The following is a 24,330-nucleotide window of genomic DNA, read 5'->3' on the forward strand; positions in this document are numbered from 1 at the left end:
CGGGATAAAATAGATACTTGTTTGATGAAAATATTTACCAATTCCCAGATACGCTCGATAGAGCGCGCAGTGATAGAGAAGGAGGGCGTCACCACCATAGAATTGGTGGAACGGGCCGCCTCGGCTGTGACCTGGGAGATAATGAGCCGCTGGCGTCCGTCGCGCCCGATGATGGTGTTTGCCGGGCCGGGAAACAACGGTGCCGACGCTTTGGCGGTAGCCCGCATGCTTGCCGACGAGGGTTATTCCGTTGAGGTGCTCCTTTTGAATGTCACCGAGCATGGACTATCAGAGGCTTGCGCGCATTTCCGTGATAAGCTGAAGGAGATGCCCGGTGTATCTTTTACCGAAGTTACTACGGATTTCGCGCCTCCGGTAATCACGCGGGAGACCATAGTGATTGACGGCCTCTTCGGTTCGGGACTTAAAGAACCTCTTAAAGGGGGATTTAAGTCGCTTGTGGACTATATAAATAGTTCAAACGCTACAATCGTGTCGATTGACATGCCGTCCGGCATGTTTGGCGAGTGGAACGAGATGACCCTTTCTCGAGATGTGATACATGCCACCCTCACCTTGGCCATAGAGTTTCCGCGACTGGCGTTTTTTATCCAGGACAATGCAGAATTTCTGGGTGAATGGAAAGTACTCGACATAAAGCTTGCCGGCAACGAGGCCCGCGGGGAGCAGAGTCCCTACTATCTGCTTGAGAAAAGCGATGTGCAGCGTATATTGCGCCCTCGCAACGAATTCTCTTCAAAGGCAGACTTCGGAAGAATGTTGCTTGTGGCCGGATGCTACGGCATGATGGGTGCGGCCCAGATGGCGGCGCTTGGCGCTTTGCGCTCCGGTGTAGGCAGGCTTACCGTGCATTCTCCCCGATGCGGGTTCATGCCGATGCAGACGGCAGTGCCTGAAGCTATGTTCCATGCCGACCAGCATGACATAGTCATCACTGATATATCGCCACGGCATGAATACGACGTAGTGGCGTTGGGTCCCGGAATCGGCACCCATGACTATACCGTGCGTGCGGTAGAGGCATTTATCAACATGGCATCAAAGCCGATGGTCATCGATGCCGACGGTCTCAACTGCATAGCGCAACGCCCAGACCTTCTGGAGCATGTGCCTCCGATGTCGGTTATAACACCGCATGCCGGTGAGTTCGACCGGCTTTTCGGCCCTTACATGTCGCATGAGGCGCGTCTCAGGGCTGCTGTCGAGAAGTCGGCATATTATAATATAATAATACTGCTCAAAGGACGTTACACTTATGTGGTGCGCCCTGACGGCAAGATATATTTCGTGGGTAGCGGCTGCCCGGCACTCGCTACTCCCGGAAGCGGAGACGTGCTGACCGGTGTGATAGGCTCGTTGATGGCCCAGGGATATACTCCCGACCTTGCAGCAGCTATAGGGGCTTATATACATGGCATGGCCGGTACGCTCGCAGGTGAGGAATACGGCACTTTCGGCACATTGGCCACGGATGTGGCTACATTTGTGTCAAAAGCGATACATGACATAATCAAGAAAGCTAAAGAATCATGAAATACAATCGCACAATAGCCATACCGATGTGTCTGCTTGCCATTGCTTCGGCATCGGCACAGAGTACTCAGAAATTCTCGGCGACAAAGGCAAACGATTATGGCCTGGTCTACTCGCTTCCCACTACCGTCCTTGACATTACCATTGAGGCGGAACATGTGGTGAAGGAACCGGGAGAGTTTTATCTATATGCAAAAAAGTATCTGAATGTGGATGACCCGATTACCAAAAGGTCGGAGGGCTGGAGCGTGAAGTCGGTGTCGGTCAATGCCCGTGGTGTCGCCAATAATTCCGAACGCTATCTCATGCAGTTCAAGCCTGGCTATACGCCTTTCCTTATAATGGATGAGAACAACCTTCCGCTTGCCATCAACACCGAGGATGTCGCTGCCATGGAGTCGCCCGTACTTCCGGTGCCTGTGGCAGCTGTGCCTACTCCGTTGCAAGGTGCAGCCGCCAATCAGGTGATTACGGCAGAGATGCTCCAAAGCCAGTCGATAGCCAAGCGTGCGGAACTTGCGGCACAACGCATCTACGAACTGCGTCAGAGCCGTTCGGATCTTATCACCGGGCAGGCCGACCAGATGCCGCCGGACGGTAAAGCAATGCAGATCGTGATTGACGAGATTGCCGCCCAGGAGGCCGCGCTTACCGCCATGTTTGTTGGTACAACGCAGACCGAGACAGACGTGAATACTATCACTTATACTCCCGGCGACGACGTGTCGCGCAAGGTCATAGCACGCATTTCGGCCATTGATGGAATTGTCGATGCGTCCGACCTTTCAGGTGATCCCGTGACATTGTCGCTTCGTGTCACCGACCGTGGCAAGATGCCTCTTAATGAAAGGGGTGAACCGAAGGTTTTCCCGAAGGGTGGCATTGCCTACCGTATACCCGGAAGCGCTTCTATCAGCATATCGTTCCGAGGTGAGACCATGTGGGAGGGGTCTATCGATGCGGCTCAGTATGGCATAGTGTTCGGGCTTGATCCTAAGCCATTCAGCGATCGTAAAGCCCCTTCGTATCTTATTATGAATCCTGTCACCGGAGCGATACGGGAGCTTGGCACGGTGGCTGTGCCCCAGCCATGACTTGCGGATAAATGGAGCGTATCGAACGCGAGAAGCTGGTCGTGCGCTGCATGATAGCAATGTACTGCTCCAGATTCCACAGATTTGACGGTCGTCGCGACGTCTTGTGTGATGAATGCCGTACGCTGTTTGATTACGCTTGCGCGCGCATTGACATGTGCCCGAAGAGAGGGGACAAGAGCAGTTGTCGTAAATGCGAGATACATTGCTACTCACAATCCAGACGTGACGATATCAGAAGGGTTATGCGTTATGCCGGTCCTCGTATGCTGTTCATTCATCCGGCGATGGCTATACGTCATCTTATTGATGAATGCCGTCATTGAATGTAACACCAGTAACAACCTTCTATACTGTGCTCATATTCAGATGTCGATTCTTGATAGATTGTTGAACACTTCGCCGGAACGTATTGCGGCTATCCCAAGTAAAGGGCGGTTTGCTCCGTCTCCATCCGGAAGAATGCATCTCGGCAATATATATGCCGCCTTGATGTCGTACATATCCGCCAAGGCCAATGGTGGGTCGTGGCTGTTGAGGATAGAGGATATCGACACCCAGCGCTCTCGTCGAAAATGGGCCGATATGATAATGTCTGATCTTGATTGGCTTGGACTCGGGTGGGACGAAGGTCCTGTCTATCAAAGCGAGCGCACCGAAGTTTATGAGGGTGCTCTTAAGGACCTTTCCGATATGGGGTTGGTGTATCCGTGCACATGTACACGCGCTGAACTGATGGCATCACGTGCGCCTCACGCCACAGACGGGCACATTCCTTACGCGGGGAGATGTCGTCCGATGTCGCCTTGCTTCGGGGCCGGATTGTTGCCTGCGACCCTGCGTGTCATGGTGCCTCCTTATCCCTCCGGTCATGCATTCCCCTCGTCGCCGGATGTGGTAGTGCGGTTTGATGATCGCATATGTGGACCGCAGGAGGTGGATCTTTCCGCAAATTTCGGAGACTTCGTCTTGCGTCGGCGCGATGGCTCTTGGGCGTATCAGTTGGCTGTGGCTGTGGATGATGCGATGATGGGAGTTACCGAGGTGGTGAGAGGTGACGATTTGTTGCTCTCTACCGCGCCACAACGTTACCTCACCTCGTTGCTCGGTCTTGTTTCGCCTCAGTCATATGCCCATCTCCCTTTGTTGAAGAATGCCGACGGATTGCGTCTGTCCAAACGGGACGGGGCGATGTCCATGGAATATCTGCGTGCATCCTATGGCCCTTCCGAAGTCGTGGCGATGGTCTGCCAGGCGGCTTCGGTTGATTCTGAAGAGATGTTGTCATTGCTTCGTGCGTATGCTTGATCTGTCGATTATTCCGGAAACTGTTGTATGATAAGCCCTCATAAAATTTGCACAAATACATTGTAATTAGTAACTTTGCCCTTAGTAAGGTTCAATGGAAGCCGTCATGAAAACTACTCTGATGGTTTTCAGTATTTTTATGACTTGTCTTATGTCTTGTGATGGCTATAGTCGCCTTGATGTTTTCAGGTCGCATTATAGAATTTAAGTACGCGGAATAATGAATATAGCAATAGTCGGCACCGGTTATGTTGGTCTTGTCTCGGGAGCATGTTTCTCCGAGATGGGCGTCGATGTGACTTGTGTCGACATAGATGCGGATAAGATCGCCTGTCTTAAGAGCGGAGAGATTCCGATATATGAGCCGGGGCTGAAAGAGCTGGTGCTTCGCAATGTGGAGGCCGGTCGTCTGCATTTCACCACTTCGCTTGCAGAGTGTCTTGACGATGTCGAGGTGGTGTTCTCTGCCGTAGGTACTCCTCCGGATGAGGACGGCGGTGCTGATTTGAGTCATGTTCTTGACGTGGCTCGTACGTTTGGACGCAATATAAATCGCTATACATTGCTCGTCACCAAGTCAACCGTGCCTGTCGGCACGGCGTCCAAGGTGAAGGATGTAATATCCGGAGAGCTTTCGTCGCGTGGCGTAGATATTGATTTTGAAGTGGCCAGCAATCCTGAGTTTCTTAAGGAAGGTGCAGCGATAAAAGACTTCATGTCGCCTGACCGTGTGGTGGTCGGTGTTGAGAGCGAACGTGCCAAGGCCGTGATGACAAAGCTTTACCGGCCGTTCCTTACCAATAATTTCCGTGTTTATTTCATGGATATCCCTTCTGCGGAGATGACCAAGTATGCGGCCAACGCCATGTTGGCTACGCGTATATCCTTCATGAACGACATCGCGAATCTATGTGATCATGTCGGGGCGGATATCAACATGGTACGAAAAGGAATCGGCACCGATGTCCGCATAGGGGGTAAATTCCTGTATGCGGGATGCGGTTATGGCGGTTCGTGCTTTCCGAAAGACGTGAAGGCACTTGCCCGCACTGCACGTGAGAACGGTTGTGTCATGCGTGTGGTGGAGGCCGTGGAGGCCACCAACGAGGCTCAGAAGAGAGTGGTTTACGATAAGTTGTGTGCCGCGCTCGGCGATTCGCTCAAGGAACGTAGGATTGCTGTCTGGGGGCTCGCTTTCAAGCCGGAGACCGATGATATGCGTCAGGCCCCCTCGCTCGTGGTTATAGAGAGCCTTGTTGCCGCAGGAGCGGTGGTAAGGGTATATGATCCTGTCGCTATGGACGAGTGTCGTCGTAGGTTGGGTGACGGGAGCGCTCTCCGGGGGGATGGTAGGGTAGAGTATGCATGCGACATGTACGATGCCGCTCTTGGTGCGGATGCGCTGCTTTTGCTCACTGAATGGAAACAGTTCCGTATGCCATCCTGGTCGGTGCTCAGGCATGTGATGGGCAATCCGCTCATTATCGATGGCCGCAATATCTATGATAGGGCGGAGGTTGAGTCGGAAGGCTTCGTCTATTCCGGCATAGGGCGCTGACCGTTTTTTGTAAAATCATATTTTAACTCCATTAAATATTGATTGTAGAGGATACTTTATTAATTGATTATTTACACACTTTTGTTATGGACTTCTGGTTACTATGTAATTTTGTCGTATTTGTGCTTTGCGTACTGTTTGCGGGAATCTTCATTCCTCAGATTCTGCTTGTGGCTTTTAAGAAAGAGCTTTTTGATATGCCTGACGAGCGTAAGATTCACAAGGGAATCGTGCCACGGCTCGGAGGCATTGCCTTTACTCCGGTGATATGCTTCACTGTCTCTTTGCTTATAGGCGCCACCTTGTTGGTCGGAGATGCCCGTCTGATGCTCCTTGTGGAGTCACAGACGCTTCCTTTGTCGATGGGTTTCTGTTCGCTGTTTCTGATATATATAGTAGGTGTCGGCGATGATCTTGTCGGGGTACGTTATCGTGCAAAGTTTGTGGCTCAAATTCTTTGCGCTGTATTCATAATAATGGGCGGGTTATGGATTAACTCCCTGCATGGATTCCTTTGGATCAACAATATTCCTTTTTGGCTGGGATTTCTTATGACAGTAATATACATAGTGTTCGTGTGCAATGCGCTCAATCTTATTGACGGTATCGACGGCCTCGCTTCCGGTCTTGCCGCTACGGGATTTATAATTTATGGTGTAGCGTTCTATATGCTGGGGCAATATGTGTATGCCATGTTATCTTTTGCGTCTCTCGGAGTGTTGGTGCCGTTCTTCTACTATAATGTGTTTGGAGACCCTGTGAAACGAAAGAAGATATTTATGGGCGATGCCGGCTCTCTTACGATTGGTCTGCTTTTGTCGTTCTTGAGCCTTAGATTGTTCAGCGCCTCCTCCATTGCGGTAGATGGTTTTGATTTCAACATGTTCGTGGTTGCCCTGTCGCCGCTCATAGTGCCATGTTTTGATGTGGTCAGGGTGTTTATCGGTCGAGTGCGTCGTGGCAACAATCCATTCCTGCCGGACCGTACGCACATCCATCACAAACTCCTCGCGTTGGGCATATCGTCGCGTGTAGCCATGGTGACGGTGGTGTGTGTGGCCATTGCTTTCTCGGTGGCTAATATCGTACTTGCCAATTATCTCGACATTACACTTCTTATAGTGCTCGACATCGCATTCTGGACAGTTGCAAATATACTGCTCAGCAATGCCATAAAGAAGCATAAGCTCTCATTGAGCGCATAATGTGTGCGCTATTGATCGGTGGGAGTGTTCCCTGATGAATGAAGGCGGTGTATCGGATTTGCGGTATGCCGCCTTTTTGCAGTAGTGTCTCAGTTAAGTGACGGATATTGCGGATGGTATAGCCATCCGCGATATGTCGAGCCGAGAGTGCGCACATGACCGTGCCAGTATCCGTCCTCCGATCCTTGAAGAATCGTATCGGGATTTGTCATGCGGGTTACGGCCCATACGTTATTTTTAAGTTCATCATCGAGTTGGCCGATGTCCCATCCGCTGTAACCAAGACAGAAACGCACCAGTCCGTCAAGAGGATATCCGGCATTTACATAATCAATCATTTTGTCGAAGTCTCCTCCGATATAAAGGCCGTCGGCGATATGTTTTGCACCCGGGATTATGTCTCCAAGGCGGTGGATGAAGTAAAGCCTGTCGCCGGATAACGGCCCTCCGCAGTACACGGGGATGGGTTCGCGCCTTGTGACGCTGTTTAGCAGATCCGACAGAAGATAGTTGGTGGTCTTGTTCATCACTATTCCCATGGTGGTCTCCCCTTGTCCGTAATCCACGATATAGATGACTGCGTGATTGAAATAGCTTTCACGCAGAAAGGGCTCGGCCACCAAAAGGGCCCCCGATTCCGGCGTCCCTTTGGGCAGGTCTATGCGGTTAAGGAATTTATCGAGATCTTTCATAGCTGTATACTTTCCTGGGATTAAAAAACGGGAAAAGACGTCTCTACTAAGTTACGGGTTATTTTTGAAAACGACAAAATGATTTTCTTTAATTAATGGCTATTTATCCATAAATAATGTTAATGATGGTATGTGGGAGTGTGAGAAATAAAACCTCGTCTCGGATATGGTTTTGTGTTGGAAAATGCGTAACTTTGAATCCGTATTAGGTACTCGTCCGTGGTGAAAATCAAATAGGATTTGTTTTTATACTCGGCTAACCCGTATCTTTGCTCTTGTATATTCAGGACATACGAATATGGAATATAAATCAAACAAAATACCGCCTCATGAAATTTAATGTCTCCAGCAAGACACTTCACACGTGTGTGTCGGCCGTAAGCAAGGTGATTAATTCGAAGAACGCGTTGACCATACTCAACAATTTCCTTTTCGAGTTGTCTGATGACACCTTGACTGTGACGGCTTCCGATCTTGAAAATACTCTTGTGGCCCATATGCAAGTGATGGATGCAGAAGGTGAAGGCCGTTTCTGTGTCGATGCGCGCCGTTTGGTGGATCTTCTCAAGGAGATGCCCGATCAGGGATTGGAGTTCAATATCAATGACCAGAACCTCTCCGTGGAATTGACGTATGCTACAGGTAAGTACAGTTTCATCGCTCTTAACGGTGCTGAATATCCATCAAACGAGTCGGATGCCGAGAATCCCGATGCGAATTTCACGTTTGTATGTCCTACGGAACAGGTGCTGAAAGGCATAGATAACACGTTGTTTGCGGTAGGTAACGATGATCTGCGCCCTCAGATGATGGGAATATTGTGGGACATCAAGCCTGACGGTATAGTTTTTGTTTCCACTGATACACGCAAGCTTGTGCGTTATCGCAACAACATGTCGGAACCGGGTCAGGAAGGCTCTTTCATACTTCCCGTGAAGCCTGCCACAGTCATCAAGAATGTGTTTGCAAAAGAGGAGTCTATCCGGATCACAGTCGAGCCGAAAAGTGTTACTTTCGAAAGCCCCTCTTATCGCTTCAACTGCCGGTTTATAAAGGGTAATTTCCCCGATTATAATCGGGTGATACCTCAGAATAATCCGTATGTGGTGACCCTCGACCGCCAGCAGTTCCTTACCGCCATACGCCGTGTGGCCGTATTCGTCGATCAGGGGCATGGGCTTGTCAAGTTCCGTATAAATCCCGAGAAACTCACCATGAAGGCCACCGACAACAACTTCTGCACGTCGGCGCGCGAAGAAGTGCCTTGTGATTTCACCGGCACTGACATGGTAATCGGGTTCAGTGCTCCGTATCTTATCGAGATAATAAACACCATATCCACCGAGAACGTACTCCTGAAGCTTTCCGACCCGAGCCGCCCCGGTGTATTCGTTCCTGCCGAGCAGAGTGATGATTCCGACCTCCTCATGCTGCTCATGCCAATGACTGTATCTGAATTCTGAAAATGAATCTCGCACTTACACGCCCAATAGTATTCTTCGACCTTGAGACAACCGGAACGAGCATCATGCGCGACCGTATCGTGGAGATATCCGTGATAAAGGTGATGCCCGACGGGTCGGAGATAGAACGCACGATACGCGTAAATCCGGGTATGCCTATCCCTGCCGAAGCGACCGCCATACACCATATTACCGACGATGACGTGGCCGACGCCCCGACATTCCGTATGGTCGCCGGGGAGCTGATGCAGCTCTTCGACGATGCCGACATAGCCGGCTTCAACTCCAACCGTTTCGACGTGCCGTTACTCACCGAGGAATTCCTGCGTGCCGGCATTCCCTTCGATCTTTCCAAGCGCCGTTTTGTCGACGTGCAGACCATATTCCACAAGATGGAGCAGCGCACCCTTGTGGCCGCGTACAGATTTTATTGCGACAAGGACCTTACGGAGGCCCATTCCGCAAATGCCGATACCCGCGCCACCTACGAGGTGCTCAAGGCGCAGCTTGACCGTTACGACACGCTTAAGAATGATGTCGCTTTTCTTGCGGAATTCTCCACCCAGAATAAGAATGTCGACCTTATGGGTCGTATTATCCGCAACGATGCCGGCAAGGAAGTGTTCAATTTCGGAAAATACAAGGGACAGCTTGTCGAGGATGTGTTCCGTCGCGACATAGGATATTATTCCTGGATGATGCAGGGTGAATTTCCGGCCAACACCAAACAGGTGATAACGGCTATAAAGATGCGCATGCGATGACTGCCATAAAAGGTAAGCATATCATACTCGGTATCACCGGAGGCATCGCCGCCTACAAGTCGGCGATGCTTGTGCGTCTTTTGGTGAAGGCCGGTGCGGAAGTTCAGGTGGTGATGACGCCAAATGCCAAGGAGTTCATCACGCCTGTCACCTTGTCGACACTCAGCGGCAAGCCGGTCATAAGCGAATTTTTTACAGCCAACACCGGTGAATGGCACAGCCATGTGGATCTCGGGTTGTGGGCCGATGCCATGATTGTGGCTCCGGCAACAGCATCCACCATCGCCAAGATGGCAAACGGAGTGGCTGACAACATGCTTGTCACCACATATCTGTCGGCTAAGGCGCCCGTGTTTGTGGCTCCGGCCATGGATCTTGACATGATGGCCCATCCTTCCACTGTGCGCAATATCTCGTTGCTTCGCTCCTACGGCAACCATATCATAGAGGCACAGTCGGGCGAACTGGCAAGCCATCTCACCGGCAAAGGCCGTATGGAGGAGCCTGAACGCATTGTCGAAGTGCTTGAGGCTTATTTCTCCGGAAATTGTGATTATAAGGGTAAGCACGTGCTGATTACCGCCGGACCCACATATGAACGCATAGATCCGGTGCGTTTCATAGGGAACTACAGTTCCGGCAAGATGGGTTATGCCATTGCCGGTGAAGCGGCCTCCCGAGGGGCCACAGTCACATTGGTCAGCGGTCCGGTAAGCATTCCCGCTCCGGCCGATTCTGCAATATCTGTGGTGCGCGTGGAGTCCGCGCGCCAGATGCTCGACGCATGCGAGAACGTATTTCCTGACGCCGATGTCGCAATAATGTGTGCGGCTGTTGCCGACTATGCTCCCGCCAGTCCTTCAGACATCAAGATAAAGAGGGAGGGCAATGAGCCTCCCGAAATAAGACTCGTAAAGAATCCTGACATCGCCCGTACTCTCGGGGAAAAGAAGCATGAGGGTCAGATTCTTGTCGGCTTTGCCCTTGAGACGGATCACGAGGGTGACAATGCTGTGGCCAAGATGAAGTCTAAGAATCTCGACATGATTGTCCTTAATTCGCTTCGTGATGCCGGTGCCGGTTTTTCGACAGATACCAATAAGGTTACCGTCTTTACCGCCGATGGCCGTACCTTGCCGTTCCCGCTCAAGGACAAGCACGAGGTGGCAGGTGATATACTCGACACAATCCTCTCTCTCTGATTGATGAAACGCATTGCTCTGATATTACGTATGTTGTTGGTCGTACTTCTGTCCGGCCTCTCATCCCGTGCCTCGGCTCAGGAACTTAACTGCAAGGTCGAAATCGACTTCTCCCAGGTGCCCGGGACCAATACTGCCGTATTTACGACTTTGCAGGATGCCATATCGGAGTACATCAACACCCGCAAGTGGACGAATGCGCAGTTTTCTACCAATGAGAAGATTGATTGCAAGCTGTTTCTGGCTGTAAAGACTTATGAGGATCCTCGTATAACCGGTGAATTGCAGATTCAGTCCTCCAGGCCTGTCTACAACAGCAATTATACTACCACCATCATAAATTTCAAGGATACGAAGATCGAGTTTGACTACTCACAGGGCGAACCTCTGATATTCTCTGAAAATTCCATGGAGAGCAATCTTACCGCGATAATAAATTATTACGTGTATCTTGTTCTGGCACTTGATTTCGACAGTTTCTCTCCACGGGGTGGAGACCCTTATTGGGAGCGGTTGAACAACGTTGTGCAGATGGCGCAATCGGCAGGTGAGGGTGGGTGGAAATCGTTTGAGGATACAAAGAACCGCGCCGCCGTGCTCAATGCTTTTACCGAACCGTCCACCCAGAAATTGCGTGATATGCTGTATGCCTACCATCGTACCGGACTTGACGAGATGTCGGTGAGTCCCGACAAGGGCCGTCAGCGCATCACGCAGTCGCTCGACATACTTTCCGAGGTGAGCAAGGTCGCCCCTATGTCAGTAGGTATCTCCTTGTTCAAGGACGCGAAACTCGACGAGCTTGTCAATGTCTACTCCAAGGCGCCGCAGGATGAGCGTGAGCGAGTCTACGAACTTCTCTACAGTCTGTATCCTACCGAAGGGAAACGTCTCGACATGATTAAGAAAGGTACAAACAAACAGCAGTAGGCTACTCGGCCCGAACGAATCATTGATCATATGTTAAGATCGCTGCATATATCCAATTACGCCCTTATTGATTCGGTTGACATAACCTTTCACAACGGGTTCAACATCATTACCGGAGAGACCGGTGCGGGCAAGTCGATAATGCTCGGCGCCCTTTCTCTTATCCTCGGCGAACGCGCTGACTTGAAGGCTGTGCGTGATTCAGGCCGTAAGTCGGTGATAGAAGCGACTTTTGAACTTCACGACTATAAGCGCCTTAGGGAGTATTGTACCGCTAATGATATAGAGTGGGACGACACCGTGTGCATACTCCGACGGGAGATTGCCCCTGCCGGACGATCGCGTGCGTTCATCAACGATTCCCCCGTCACCCTTGATCTGCTGTCGCATGTGGCCATGCTCCTCGTCGACATCCATTCCCAGCACAACAATCGTCTGCTCGCGTCTCCGGAATTCCAATTGAGCATAATCGACACTCTTGCCGGCAATGAGGAGCTGTTGGCCGACTATGGACGTCGTTTCGTTGCATATCGCCGTGCGCTTAAACGTCTGCGTGACACGAAGAAAATCATAGAGCAGAACCGGCAGGACGAGGACTTCACGCGTTTCCAGCTTGAACAGCTCGATGCCATGAAACTTGAGGCCGGGGAGCAGGAGCAGCTTGAAAAAGACCGTGACGTGCTCGCCAACATCTCGGAAATCAAATCGACACTCGGTGGTGCCCTCGCCGCACTCTCTGACGGTGCGCACAACGCTCTTTCGATGCTCGGGGATGCTGTCGAGTATTGCGAGCAGCTGTCGCAGGTGCTTGAGGATGCCGACAATATCGTGGAACGGCTGAATACCGCCCATATCGAATTGCGGGATATCGCTGACACGCTTGCTGACTTCGACCGCGACCTAAATGCCGACCCTGATGAGCTGGAGGCTATAGAGCAACGTCTCAACGACATATATTCCCTTCAGTCCAAGCATCATGTCAGCTCCATACAGGAGCTTGTCGACCTGCGTGAGAATCTCAGGATAAAGCTCTCGGCGCTTGAGAACAGTTCGTACACGATTGAGGAACTTGAAAAGGAGGCCCGGCGGGCCAAGGCCGCTGCCCGTGAAATTGCCGTAGAACTTACACGCAGGCGCACCGAGGAGGCCCGTCGGTTTGAGCGACTGCTCTGTGAGACAGCTTCTCCGCTCGGCATGAAGAACTTGCGCGCACATGTCGACATCCACACCGGCGACATGTCGGCTACAGGCATGGATGCCGTTGAGTTCCGGTTTGCGTTCAACAAGAACCAACCGTTGATGCCCGTAGGCGGCGCAGCGTCAGGAGGCGAGATATCGAGGCTCATGCTTTCGATCAAGAGCATCATAGCGAGCCGTATGCAACTTCCATCGATTATCTTCGATGAGATTGATACCGGGGTATCCGGTGATGTGGCCAACCGCATGGGCCGAATGATGCGCGACATATCGGAGTCGATACAAGTGATGGCTATAACGCATCTGCCGCAGGTGGCCGCTCTTGGCAACGCACATTACAAGGTATACAAGCTCGATGACGATGATGCCACACATACGCACATACGGCAGCTTGACGAACAGGAACGTGTCGATGAAATCGCGGTGATGCTTGGAGGTGCGACTGTAGATGATGCCGCACGTGCCAATGCCCTCTCCCTTCTCAATGCAAACAAACATTAAGCTTGACTATTAATGGAATCAACCGACTATATATTCGGCATACGTGCCGTGATCGAGGCTCTTGAAGCCGGCAAGGAGATAGACAAAGTGTTTATCCGCAAGGATCTTCAGGGCGATGCCCTTCTTAAGGAACTGCTTGACAAACTGCGTCATGTGCGTGTGCCGGTACAGCGTGTGCCGGTGGAGCGTATCAACCGCATAACCCGTAAGAATCACCAGGGTGTGCTTGCCATGCTCTCGGCCGTGACCTATCATCGGCTCGACCATCTTGTGCCGGAGCTTTATGAAGAGGGAGTGCTACCCTTTGTGGTGGTGCTCGACGGTATAACCGACGTGCGCAATTTCGGTGCCATCGCCCGCACGTGCGAGTGCGCCGGGGTCGATGCCATAGTTATTCCCGACCATGGCAGCGTTAGTGTCGGCGGTGATGCAGTAAAGACGTCCGCCGGTGCTTTGCTACATATCCCCGTGTGCCGCGAGCGCTCGGTCGCCGGTGCCGTGCGTTTTCTGAAAGACAATGGCTACATGGTGGTCGCGGCATCGGAGAAGGCCGACATAAACTATACCCAGGCCGACTATACCGGCCCTGTGGCTATCGTTATGGGTGCCGAGGATGTCGGCATCTCGCCCGAGGTGCTGCGGCTGTGCGACACGTTTGTGAGCATTCCGCAGTTCGGGCATATTGGCTCGCTCAATGTGTCGGTGGCCGCAGGCGTGGTTATCTATGAAGTGGTACGCCAGAGACTCGCCGGAAATCTTGAAGTGATGTGACATGGCCGTGGAGGATGACTATCTGTCGCAGCTCAACGAGCAGCAGCGCGATGCCGTTGTCTATACCGACGGGCCGCAGCTCGTAATCGCCGGTGCCGGATCGGGTAAGACGCGTGTGCTCACGTACAAGATCGTGCATCTGCTCCGGTCAGGCTATGAGCCGTGGCGAATACTTGCCCTTACTTTCACCAACAAGGCCGCAAAGGAGATGCGGGAGCGCATCGAGCGCATGGTCGGTCCGGAAGTGGCCTCGCGGCTTTGGATGGGCACGTTCCACAGCATATTCGCGCGTCTGCTCAGGTTGAACGCCGACCGGATAGGCTTCAAAAGCAGCTTCACCATCTACGATGCAGCCGATTCTAAGTCACTGATAAAGGCTATATTGCGCGATATGGAGCTTGATGACAAGGTCTATAAGCCAAATATCGTCGCAGCGGCCATATCCAATGCCAAGAATGCCCTTGTGTCGCCTGAAATGTATCTTGCCGATACGGCTCAAAAGGCTGCCGACGAGCGTGCTAAACGTCCCGCCCTCGGAGTGATATACAGGGCATACTGTAAGAGATGCCGCGAATCCGGGGCTATGGATTTCGACGATCTCCTCTATTATACCAACCTGCTGCTGCGCGACAATGACGACATACGCAGGAAGTATCAGGAATATTTCCGCTATGTGCTCGTCGACGAGTATCAGGACACAAATTTCGCACAACATGTCATCATACGCCAGCTTTGCGCTGAATCGAAAGCGCTGTGTGTGGTCGGAGATGACGCTCAGAGCATCTACTCGTTCCGGGGTGCCAACATAAGCAACATATTGAACCTGAACAAATCGTTTCCGGGGCTGCGCACGTTCAAGCTTGAACAGAACTACAGGTCGACACAGAACATCATCAATGCCGCGAACACTCTTATCGCCAAGAACAAAGAACAGATACCCAAACAGGTATTTTCTCGCAACGACGTGGGTGCACGCATAGAGGTGGTTCAGGCCTACAGCGACTACGAGGAGGCGATTCTGGTAGCGAACAAGGTGTCGCAGATGCAGATGCGCAGCCATGACCCTTACAACGAGTTCGCCATACTCTATCGCACCAATTCACAGTCGCGCCGCATGGAGGAATCGTTGCGCAACCGCAATATCCCGTATCGTATATATGGCGGCCTTTCGTTCTATCAGCGCAAGGAGGTGAAGGACGTGGTCGCCTACATGCGTCTTGCCGTCAATCCCGATGACGATGAAGCGTTCAAGCGTGTCATCAACTATCCGGCGCGCGGCATAGGAGAAACCACTGTAGGCAGGTTGATACATGCCGCCATGCATAATGGCGTGAGCCTGTGGCGTGTCGTCACGTCGCTCGACAGCTACGACACCGGACTCAAGGCGGCGGCGATAAAGAAAGTGGAGGGGTTCGTGGAGCAGATACAGAAATTCGTGGGGATGGTGACAGCCGGTCTCTCGGCTTACGAGGTGGCACGGGCGATTGTTGAGGACACGCGCATGCTCGCGTCGCTTATCCATGACAACACCCCCGAAAGTATTTCCAAGCAGGAAAATATACTTGAGCTTTTGCAGGGAATCTCGGAGTTTGTTGGTGAACGCCTGGAGCAGTCGGCTCAGGAGACCAAGCTTGTGGACTTCCTTGCCAACGTGTCGCTGGCTACCGACCAGGACATGAGCGACAGCAACGGCGAGGCTGTGACGCTGATGACCGTGCATGCCGCCAAGGGATTGGAGTTCAACAATGTGATTGTGGTCGGAGTGGAGGAGGATCTGTTCCCGTCAGCAATGAGCTGCGACACACTACGTGGCATAGAAGAGGAGCGCCGTCTGCTCTACGTGGCGATAACGCGGGCGCGTCGTCATTGCGTGCTCACATACGCCGGAAGCCGCTACCGTAACGGCCAGACCGCGCCCGCACGTCCGTCGCGTTTCATCGCAGACATCGACCGAAGCTACCTTTACGTCTCTCCCGGGTGCGATTTCGGGCGTCCTGACAGTGTGATCAGTCCTATCGACAATTACCGGGATTCCATACGCGACAACCGGGAGCGTCGCCGCTCATTCTCACATCCTCTTGTCGATAATGTGCCTTCACAGATACGTCCTGTCAACTTATCATCAACCCCGATAGAGGCCGCTCCCGGAAACGGCAGCGAAAACCTCCATGACGTGTCGGAACTGACTGTCGGCATGAAGATAGAGCATTCACGTTTCGGCCTGGGCACTATAACTGTAGTCGCGGCCAATGCGCCGAGTCCTACCGTGACGGTTAGGTTCAATGTAGTGGGGGAAAAGAAACTGCTGCTTAAGTTCGCACGATTCACAATACTTGAGAACCAATAAGTAACTACCAAAATACAGGTATATGGAAGCATCACAGCTGTCAACACCATATTATATAGTATATGAGGACCGCATACGCCGCAACCTTGAGCTTATCACCTCGGTGGCGCGCGATGCGGGGATCGAGATAATAATGGCTTTCAAGGCCAATGCACTCTGGCGCACATTCCCCGTGGTGCGTGAATATGTGCGCGACTCCACGGCAAGTTCCCTCAACGAGATGCGTCTGGGCAACGAGGAGCTTGGGGGTGAGGTGCACACATATTGTCCGGCATATACTCCCGACACGATAGGGGAGTTTATTGCCGGGAGCACGCATCTTACCTTCAACTCAATTTCGCAGTGGGAGCGCTTCCGTAAGGATGTGGAGGAATACAATGCCTCGCACCCGGAACGACGCGTCAGTCCCGGACTACGTGTCAATCCGATGTGTTCGGTGATAGATACCGACATCTACAATCCGGCTGTGCCCGGTTCCCGCTTCGGGGTCACGGCGGAGCAGATCGGCGACCGTCTGCCCGACGGCATAGAAGGTCTGCATTTCCATGCGCTGTGCGAATCTTCGTCATATGATCTGGAGAAGGTGCTCGCCGCTTTCGAGGAGCAGTTCGGCCGCTATCTGCCCCAGGTCGGATGGGTGAACATGGGTGGCGGACATCTCATGACCCGCGAGGGATATGACACTGCCCATCTCGTGGCACTACTGCGTGGATTCAAGGAGCGTTATCCGTGGCTGAGGGTGATTCTTGAGCCAGGAAGCGCGTTCATGTGGCGCACGGGCGATCTGGTGACATCAGTGGTAGACGTGGTGGAGAACCAGGGGGTGAAAACAGCCATCATCGACGCATCTTTTGCCTGCCATATGCCTGACTGCCTGGAGATGCCCTACAAACCCGCCATAACAGGCAGCGTACAGCCTGCCGAAGGATTGCCATCCTACCGTCTTGGCGGTAATTCATGCCTGAGTGGGGATTTTGTGGGCGACTGGACCTTTGCGCGCCCTCTTCGGATCGGTGACCGCCTGACGCTTGAGGATATGAACCATTACACTACCGTAAAGACCACGATGTTCAACGGCATACAGCATCCCGACATGGTGTGGTGCGATTCAGCCGGCGAATGCACTGTGTTGCGGCATTTCACCTACGAGGATTACAAGTCGCGCATGGACTGACCCTTCGGCGTCTCACTCCATATCAGGGTTGGCTTCCGCGACTTTTCCCATATTGTGACACTCGAAACATCACTATACATTACTGCCCATGCCGAAATATTCCGTAATAATCCCAGTCTACAACCGAATCGATGAGGTTGATGATCTCCTGAAGAGCCTAACCGAACAGACGTTTGCCGATTTTGAGGTCATAATCGTGGAGGACGGTTCTACGGCTCCTTGCGAGGATGCCGTCAAGCACTATGCGGATAATATCGATGTGAAGTACTTCTATAAGGATAACGAAGGTCGCTCGATTGCCCGCAATTATGGCATGGAGCGCGCATCGGGCGAATATTTCATATTTTTCGATTCCGACTGCGTGATTCCTCAGTGTTATTTCGAAAACCTCGATAAGGCTCTTGCTTCCCGTCCGCTCGATTGTTTCGGAGGCCCTGATGCAGCCCACGACTCGTTCACGCCCACACAGAAGGCCATAAACCACTCCATGACCTCGTTCCTGACCACAGGAGGCATACGCGGCGGAAAGATCAGTCTGGAAAAATTCACACCACGCACGTTCAACATGGGTTATTCCCGAAAGGTCTACGAGCGGGTAGGGGGATTCCGCGAGATGTTTTCGGAGGATATCGACATGAGCACGCGCATACGCAAGGCCGGATTTTCCATCGGGCTTATCCACGAGGCCCCTGTCTACCATAAGAGGCGTGTGGACTTCCGCAAGTTTCTGCGTCAGGTCTATGTGTTCGGCATGTCGCGTATCACACTCTATTTGCTTTATCCCGACTCGCTGAAGCTCGTACACTGGCTTCCGGCAGTGGCGGTGACCGGTGCTGCCGCCCTATTGTTGCTCGGCTTGTTTGTTTCCCCATGGTTCCTGCTTCCGCTCGGACTATACCTGCTCGCCATATGGGTGGCTGCGCTTGTCTCCACGCGTTCCGTTAAGATTGCGACATTGGCTGTGCCGGCGAGCATAATCCAGCTCGGAGGCTACGGATGCGGATTCATAAAGGCCTATTTCACGAAAATCATCATGGGACGCGGACGCGACATCGCGGAAGAGGTCGATATGCGACGCGGTAAATAGGCATTTGACCGTCTGGCAGATAAATAATTTCAATAAGCTATCATATGGAATCTCCTCAACCTGAAGTACGCGACTATATCCTTATAGAGGATATCGCTCCGTCCGACCGACCTCGCGAAAAGGCCATGCGCGACGGCATCGGTTCGCTTTCGACACCTGAACTTGTGGCCATAATCTTCGGCAACGGCATGCGCGGCAAGTCGGTGCTGACCATGAGCCAGGAACTTCTACGCCGCTATGGCGGTCGGCTGTCGGACATCGCGTCACGCTCCGTGCGTGATATCGTGCGCGACAATCCGGGAGTCGGTCCGGCAAAGGCCATCGGACTCCTTGCGGCATTCGAGCTTGGCATGCGCTGCCGCGACGAGGATGTCGAGATAAAACCTGTGATAAAAGGTAGTGACAGCGTGTATGCTCTGATGCGTCGCAGGTTGCAGCACATTCACCATGAGGAGTTCTGGGTGCTGATGCTCTCGCGCGGCAACACTGTGGTCGACCGGTTGCAGATCAGCAGCGGAGGTACGGCGGCGACCGTGGTCGATCCGAAGATCATATTCAAGCGTGTGATGGAGCGTGGCGACGAGGTGGCGTCCATAATCCTCGTACATAACCATCCTTCAGGCAACCTTCGTCCAAGTATCGAGGACGACCGGCTCACCTCACGTCTGGTCGAGGGTGGAAAGCTGCTTGACATAACGGTATTCGACCATGTGATTATTACTCCGAACGGTTATTTTTCTTATGCCGACGAAGGAAAGATGCGCAATTGATTGCATGGTAAGGATGAGGATTGTGTTTGCCGGAAAAAGCAATAGGTAAAAATTATTTTGGAATTATAACTGTTTTTTCTTGCTAAAACAGTGGCGAAACGTTACCTTTGTAAATACCTCTCCCTACAGAATTTGTCCAAATACCTTAATACCAAAAAATTTCAAGATATGGAAAATGAAAACCTCATCAAGACGGTGACTGAAAAAGCCCAGAGCTGGCTTGCCGACGGCTACGACGAAGAGACACGCGCAGAAGTGCGCCGCATGCTCGATGCCGACGACAAGAGCGAGCTGATCGACAGCTTCTATCGTGATCTCGAGTTCGGTACGGGCGGTCTGCGCGGAATCATGGGCGCAGGCACCAACCGTATGAACATCTACACTGTAGGCGCCGCCACACAAGGACTTGCCAATTACCTGAAAGTCGCTTTCAAGGATGAGCCTCAGATATCCGTGGTCGTAGGCCACGACGTGCGCAACAATTCGCGCAAGTTTGCCGAGATCGTTGCCGACATCTTTTCGGCCAACGGTATAAAGGTCTATCTTTTCGACAGCTTCCGTCCTACTCCGGAACTTTCGTTCGCCATCCGCGAGCTTGGCTGCCAGAGCGGTGTGAACATCACGGCCTCGCACAATCCCAAGGAATACAACGGCTATAAGGCATACTGGAGCGACGGTGCACAGTTCATAGCCCCGCACGATGTCAACGTGATCGAGTACGTCAACCGCATCAGCGGCATAGGCGAGATCAAGTTCAAGGGCAATCCCGACCTCATCACCATCATCGGCGACGAGATGGACCAGAAGTTCCTCACCGCCATCAAGGGTCTACAGCTGAGCCCCGATGCCGTCAAGCAGTTCCACGACCTGAAGCTTGTCTACACGCCTATCCACGGCACCGGCGTGAAGCTGATTCCCGCCTCGCTGCGCAACTACGGCTTCACCAACATCATCAACGTTCCCGAGCAGGATGTGACATCCGGCGATTTCCCCACTGTCGCTTCTCCCAACCCCGAAGTGCCCTCCGCAATGGCTATGGCCATCGCCAAGGCCAAGGAGGTGGATGCCGACCTTATCCTCGCTTCTGACCCCGACGCTGACCGTATCGGCTGTGTGCTCCGCGACGATAGCGGCGAGTATGTGCTCATCAACGGCAACCAGATCGTGATGATCCTGCTCAACTACATAATGACTCGCAACAAGGAGCTGGGCCGCATCACCGGTAAGGAATATATCGTAAAGACCATCGTGACCACCGAGACCATCAAGTCCATCGCCGACAAGAACGGCTTCAAGATGTATGACTGCTACACCGGCTTCAAGTGGATCGCCGCCGTGATCCGCGAGAACGAGGGCGTGGGCCGTTATCTCGGAGGCGGCGAGGAGAGCTACGGATTCCTTGCCGAGGACTTCTGCCGCGACAAGGACGCTGTCAGCGCCATCTCGCTCATGGCCGAGGCTCTCGCATGGGCAAAGACGAAGAACATGAACTTCCTCCAGATGCTCAAGGACATCTATATGACCTACGGATTCTCACGCGAGGCAGGTGTGTCGCTCGTGCGCAAGGGCAAGACCGGTGCAGAGGAGATCATCGCCATCATGAAGAACTTCCGCGCCAACCCGCCCAAGCAGCTTGCCGGAAGCCCGATTGTCACCATCAAGGACTATGCCGACCTCAATCTCACCGATGTGGCCACAGGCAAGATCACCAAGATGGACATGCCTGTCACCTCCAACGTGCTGCAGTACTTCACCGCCGACGGCACCAAGGTCAGCGTGCGTCCCTCCGGCACGGAACCCAAGATCAAGTTCTACGTCGAGGTCAAGGGCAAGATGGAGAAGCCCGAGGACTATGGCAAGGCCATCGACGAGGCCGATGCCAAGATAGAGGCCATCAAGAAGGATCTCGGCATCGATTGATGAGTCATAGATATCATACATCATAATTGCGGAGACGCTACCGGTGAGTCCGGTGGTGTCTCCGCTTTATTCGCTATAATACCGTAGATATGGAAGTTTTATGGGAGGACAATCATCTGCTCGTGGTGAACAAGGCCCCCGGAGAGATAGTGCAGGGCGACAAGACCGGCGACGAGCCGCTTGTCGACACGCTCAAGCGTTGGCTTAAGGAGAAGTATGCCAAGCCCGGCAATGTGTTCTGCGGGGTGGTGCACCGCCTCGACCGGCCGGTGGGCGGACTGGTGGTGTTCGCCAAGACCTCCAAGGCGCTCGCACGCATGAATCAGTTGTTCCGCGACGGCGGTGTCGAAAAAACCTACTGGGCCATCACCCGCAACATGCCTCCCGAGCCGGAAGGCACGCTGACGCATTATATAACGTCGGTGGAGCGCAACAACAAATCGTATGCGTCGCTACAGCCTCGCGAAGGCGCGCAGAAGGCCGTGTTGAAATACCGGCACATCGCCTCCTCGGAGCGCTATCATCTGCTTGAAGTGCGTCTGCTCACCGGCAGGAAGCACCAGATACGTGTGCAGCTCGCATCGATAGGGTGTCCTATCAAGGGTGATCTGAAATATGGCGACAAGCGGTCCAATCCCGACGGAAGCATCTCGCTCCAGAGCCATCACATACGCTTCGTCCACCCCGTAAGCGGCAACCCGGTAGACGTGACAGCCCCGGTTCCCGACGACACTCTCTGGCGCGCACTTGCCGCCAATGTCCGTTGACGGCAGTCCGTGCGTTTTACATATAGTCACGAAAAAACGGTGTGCCGGATTGAATCTGACACACCGTTCTCGCACTCTGTACTTAAGTCAATATTACTATATTATCATTAGCTTTCCGGTTATCTTGTAGTCGGCCATCAAAGCATCAACTTGAATGTGCGGTTGCAGATGCTCACCATATAGATTCCCGGGTGTGCGACCGGAATCGTGCGGTCGGTGCCGGCGTAGAGGGTGCGTCCGGCGGGGTCGACCACTACGGCTTGTGCCTCCTGTGGGGCATCGAGTATGATAATCTTCAGGTCATTGCCGTAGACGCGTATGCCGGATGCTTCGACATCGTCAATCGATGTAGGATCTTTCTTGACGAATGTCACGCTCAGGTCGCTGTCGTCGGTAAGCGCCGGTGTGACGAATAGGCCATCGGCGATTTCGGCATTGTCGGCAAGTGTGCCGTTGAACGTCACTGCATTTACCGTCCACTCATCGTCAGGGAGTAGTCTTATCCGTGCCGAAGCACCGTAGTTGTAGACAGGGGCTACCCGGCCACCCTGTAGTCCGAGAATAGAGAGGGTGACGGTGCGTGCCTCGAATGTCACGCTCAGCGTCATGTCGCTCTTTATGGAATCTGTCTGATAGCGGTTGCCTTCGAACAGCGATGTGATGTCCTCGCCGTTGAGCATCACCGTGGAGGGACAGAAACCCTCGTCAGGCATTATCTCTATCTCCGGACGTGATCCATACGTGTACTGCTGCGCGGTGGCGGTATTGCCCCCGACGCTCACGCTGCCGTATGTGGCATCGTAGTCGGTAGTGAAGGTGAATGTTTTCAGCGATGTGAGCACCGACAGCGTGATATCTTCGATCATGCGGTCGATAGTGAGCTTGCCGTCGGCGAACATGGCGGTGGCATCGGTGTCGTTCATTCCGATTGAATCGACCTTGAATCCTTCGTTGAGCACGATGCCTATGGTGGCGCCCATGCCGTAGACTATCGTGGTCGAGTCGGTTTTCTCGCCATTGACTGTTATGTGGCCGGCCTTGGAATCGATGCGGGCGAGGATGGTGTAGCGTATCTCGTCGGAGGCGACTTTCACAGTAATGTCGCTCTGTATGCTGTCGAGACGCCATTCATGGTTTTCACCCGGCGTCAGGAAGAGATATTCGCCGGAGGCGGTGACGCTCTCTACCTTGAATCCTTCCTGTGGCATGGCGGTGAAGCTGAGGGAAGCGCCATAGTCTACCGTTCCTGCAAATCCTTCTGTAGTCGCGTTGACGTCGCACTGCTCTTCATCGTATTCGAATGTGACTGCACAGGTCGATTGTCCCTTGTGCTTGAAAAGCTTCCATACTTCGGCGCTTGCATAAGCCTGCGATGTTCCCGTGGGCACAAGCAACAGCGCCGAGTCATAGGCCTCCTGCGAGAACACCCCCTCTCCTTCACATACCGGCGGCTCTTCCGCATACGTCTTGATTTCGTTTATCTGCTTGCAATTCATGAAAGCCTGTGAGCCTATCGATTTCACGTTTTTGCCGATTGACAGTGATTTGATTGGATTTTCTTCGAACATCCACCCGTTTATGGCCGTTACTGAGTCACCAATTACGAGCGTCTCGATTCCCTGATTTCTGAAGCGGGCCGCGAGGTCGCCACTAAAGCAGTTGCGTCCGAGGTGTAGTTTTTTTATGATTGTACTGCCAAAGATTGAGGCACCGGCGGACTCGCCTACATATAATTCGCTGTTTCCATCGGAAAATATCATTTCGTCGATTGTCCCACAATCGACGAATGCCCAGGCGATATCCGTGATGTTCGGTGGTATGGTGACGCTTTTCAACGACGTGCATCCGGGAAAAGCCTGACTTATTGATTTCAAGGCCGGATTCGAAGGGATATGAATTGTTTCAAGCGATGAGCATCCGTTAAACGCATATCCTTGTAGTTCAGTTAGGGATTCCGGTAGGATTACTTCTTTTATCTGCTTGCAATTCATGAAAGCCTGTGAGCCTATCGATTTCACGTTTTTGC

At 52.7% G+C, this 24,330-nt stretch carries 20 protein-coding genes; 18 read left to right on the top strand and 2 right to left on the bottom strand.

All coding sequences use genetic code 11. From position 1 onward, the window contains the following. Window positions 1-24 precede the first annotated feature (24 nt). The 6 genes from QZ303_RS05695 (at window position 25) to QZ303_RS05720 (ending at window position 6,719) form a co-directional block, all read left to right on the top strand. A complete protein-coding gene (locus QZ303_RS05695) occupies window positions 25-1,554 on the top strand; it encodes an NAD(P)H-hydrate dehydratase (protein WP_295730380.1) in 1,530 nt (509 codons plus the stop codon). After that, complete coding sequence (locus QZ303_RS05700) at window positions 1,551-2,648, top strand: DUF4831 family protein (protein WP_295730382.1); 1,098 nt, start codon at window positions 1,551-1,553, stop codon at window positions 2,646-2,648. The genes QZ303_RS05695 and QZ303_RS05700 overlap by 4 nt, the downstream gene beginning before the upstream one ends. Window positions 2,649-2,659: 11 nt before the next feature. Further along, window positions 2,660-2,974 carry a nitrous oxide-stimulated promoter family protein gene (locus QZ303_RS05705; protein WP_295730386.1) on the top strand — a complete coding sequence of 105 codons (315 nt, stop codon included), beginning with the start codon at window positions 2,660-2,662 and terminating at the stop codon, window positions 2,972-2,974. A 43-nt stretch (window positions 2,975-3,017) separates the two neighbouring features. Continuing rightward, complete coding sequence (gluQRS, locus tag QZ303_RS05710; RefSeq protein ID WP_295730389.1) at window positions 3,018-3,956, top strand: tRNA glutamyl-Q(34) synthetase GluQRS; 939 nt, start codon at window positions 3,018-3,020, stop codon at window positions 3,954-3,956. A 220-nt stretch (window positions 3,957-4,176) separates the two neighbouring features. Then, the gene (locus QZ303_RS05715) at window positions 4,177-5,514 is read left to right on the top strand and encodes a UDP-glucose/GDP-mannose dehydrogenase family protein (protein ID WP_295730392.1); all 1,338 of its coding nucleotides are present in this window, start codon (window positions 4,177-4,179) and stop codon (window positions 5,512-5,514) included. 86 nt (window positions 5,515-5,600) lie between these two features. Then, window positions 5,601-6,719 (top strand): MraY family glycosyltransferase, encoded by a 1,119-nt coding sequence (locus QZ303_RS05720; protein ID WP_295730394.1) that lies wholly within the window; start codon window positions 5,601-5,603, stop codon window positions 6,717-6,719. An 89-nt stretch (window positions 6,720-6,808) separates the two neighbouring features. Here QZ303_RS05720 and QZ303_RS05725 read toward each other — a convergent pair whose 3' ends face one another. Further along, on the bottom strand, window positions 6,809-7,411 hold the full coding sequence (locus tag QZ303_RS05725; protein ID WP_295730397.1) for a YqgE/AlgH family protein: 603 nt from the start codon (window positions 7,409-7,411) through the stop codon (window positions 6,809-6,811). 329 nt (window positions 7,412-7,740) lie between these two features. On the opposite strand from QZ303_RS05725, the gene dnaN reads away from it, so the two are divergent. From dnaN to QZ303_RS05785, 12 genes are all read left to right on the top strand, one after another. Further along, window positions 7,741-8,874 (top strand): DNA polymerase III subunit beta, encoded by a 1,134-nt coding sequence (gene dnaN, locus QZ303_RS05730; protein ID WP_295730402.1) that lies wholly within the window; start codon window positions 7,741-7,743, stop codon window positions 8,872-8,874. Window positions 8,875-8,876: 2 nt separating this feature from the next. After that, a complete protein-coding gene (locus QZ303_RS05735) occupies window positions 8,877-9,638 on the top strand; it encodes a 3'-5' exonuclease (protein WP_295730404.1) in 762 nt (253 codons plus the stop codon). Further along, window positions 9,635-10,840 carry a bifunctional phosphopantothenoylcysteine decarboxylase/phosphopantothenate--cysteine ligase CoaBC gene (coaBC, locus tag QZ303_RS05740; protein WP_295730406.1) on the top strand — a complete coding sequence of 402 codons (1,206 nt, stop codon included), beginning with the start codon at window positions 9,635-9,637 and terminating at the stop codon, window positions 10,838-10,840. The genes QZ303_RS05735 and coaBC overlap by 4 nt, the downstream gene beginning before the upstream one ends. Before the next feature lie 3 nt (window positions 10,841-10,843). Further along, window positions 10,844-11,770 (top strand): DUF4835 family protein, encoded by a 927-nt coding sequence (locus tag QZ303_RS05745; protein WP_295730409.1) that lies wholly within the window; start codon window positions 10,844-10,846, stop codon window positions 11,768-11,770. A gap of 30 nt (window positions 11,771-11,800) precedes the next feature. Continuing rightward, on the top strand, window positions 11,801-13,468 hold the full coding sequence (recN, locus tag QZ303_RS05750) for a DNA repair protein RecN (protein ID WP_295730412.1): 1,668 nt from the start codon (window positions 11,801-11,803) through the stop codon (window positions 13,466-13,468). Between the two features lie 12 nt (window positions 13,469-13,480). Further along, a complete protein-coding gene (gene rlmB, locus QZ303_RS05755; RefSeq protein ID WP_295730415.1) occupies window positions 13,481-14,239 on the top strand; it encodes a 23S rRNA (guanosine(2251)-2'-O)-methyltransferase RlmB in 759 nt (252 codons plus the stop codon). A gap of 1 nt (window position 14,240) precedes the next feature. Further along, window positions 14,241-16,586 carry an ATP-dependent helicase gene (locus QZ303_RS05760; RefSeq protein WP_295730418.1) on the top strand — a complete coding sequence of 782 codons (2,346 nt, stop codon included), beginning with the start codon at window positions 14,241-14,243 and terminating at the stop codon, window positions 16,584-16,586. Between the two features lie 22 nt (window positions 16,587-16,608). Beyond that, window positions 16,609-17,760, top strand: coding sequence for a carboxynorspermidine decarboxylase (gene nspC, locus QZ303_RS05765; RefSeq protein ID WP_295730421.1), 1,152 nt, complete (start codon window positions 16,609-16,611; stop codon window positions 17,758-17,760). Between the two features lie 88 nt (window positions 17,761-17,848). Beyond that, window positions 17,849-18,847 carry a glycosyltransferase gene (locus QZ303_RS05770; RefSeq protein ID WP_295730423.1) on the top strand — a complete coding sequence of 333 codons (999 nt, stop codon included), beginning with the start codon at window positions 17,849-17,851 and terminating at the stop codon, window positions 18,845-18,847. A 44-nt stretch (window positions 18,848-18,891) separates the two neighbouring features. Then, window positions 18,892-19,617 (top strand): DNA repair protein RadC, encoded by a 726-nt coding sequence (gene radC / locus QZ303_RS05775; protein WP_295730425.1) that lies wholly within the window; start codon window positions 18,892-18,894, stop codon window positions 19,615-19,617. Window positions 19,618-19,785: 168 nt separating this feature from the next. After that, complete coding sequence (locus tag QZ303_RS05780; RefSeq protein ID WP_295730428.1) at window positions 19,786-21,537, top strand: phospho-sugar mutase; 1,752 nt, start codon at window positions 19,786-19,788, stop codon at window positions 21,535-21,537. A gap of 89 nt (window positions 21,538-21,626) precedes the next feature. After that, the gene (locus QZ303_RS05785) at window positions 21,627-22,304 is read left to right on the top strand and encodes an RluA family pseudouridine synthase (protein WP_295730430.1); all 678 of its coding nucleotides are present in this window, start codon (window positions 21,627-21,629) and stop codon (window positions 22,302-22,304) included. Window positions 22,305-22,441: 137 nt separating this feature from the next. Here the strand turns inward: QZ303_RS05785 and QZ303_RS05790 are convergent. Then, window positions 22,442-24,330 (bottom strand): leucine-rich repeat domain-containing protein (locus QZ303_RS05790; RefSeq protein ID WP_295730434.1); only part of this gene is annotated, 1,889 nt, incomplete at its 5' end.

This window comes from uncultured Muribaculum sp. (genome assembly GCF_910583865.1).
Taxonomy (GTDB): domain Bacteria; phylum Bacteroidota; class Bacteroidia; order Bacteroidales; family Muribaculaceae; genus Muribaculum.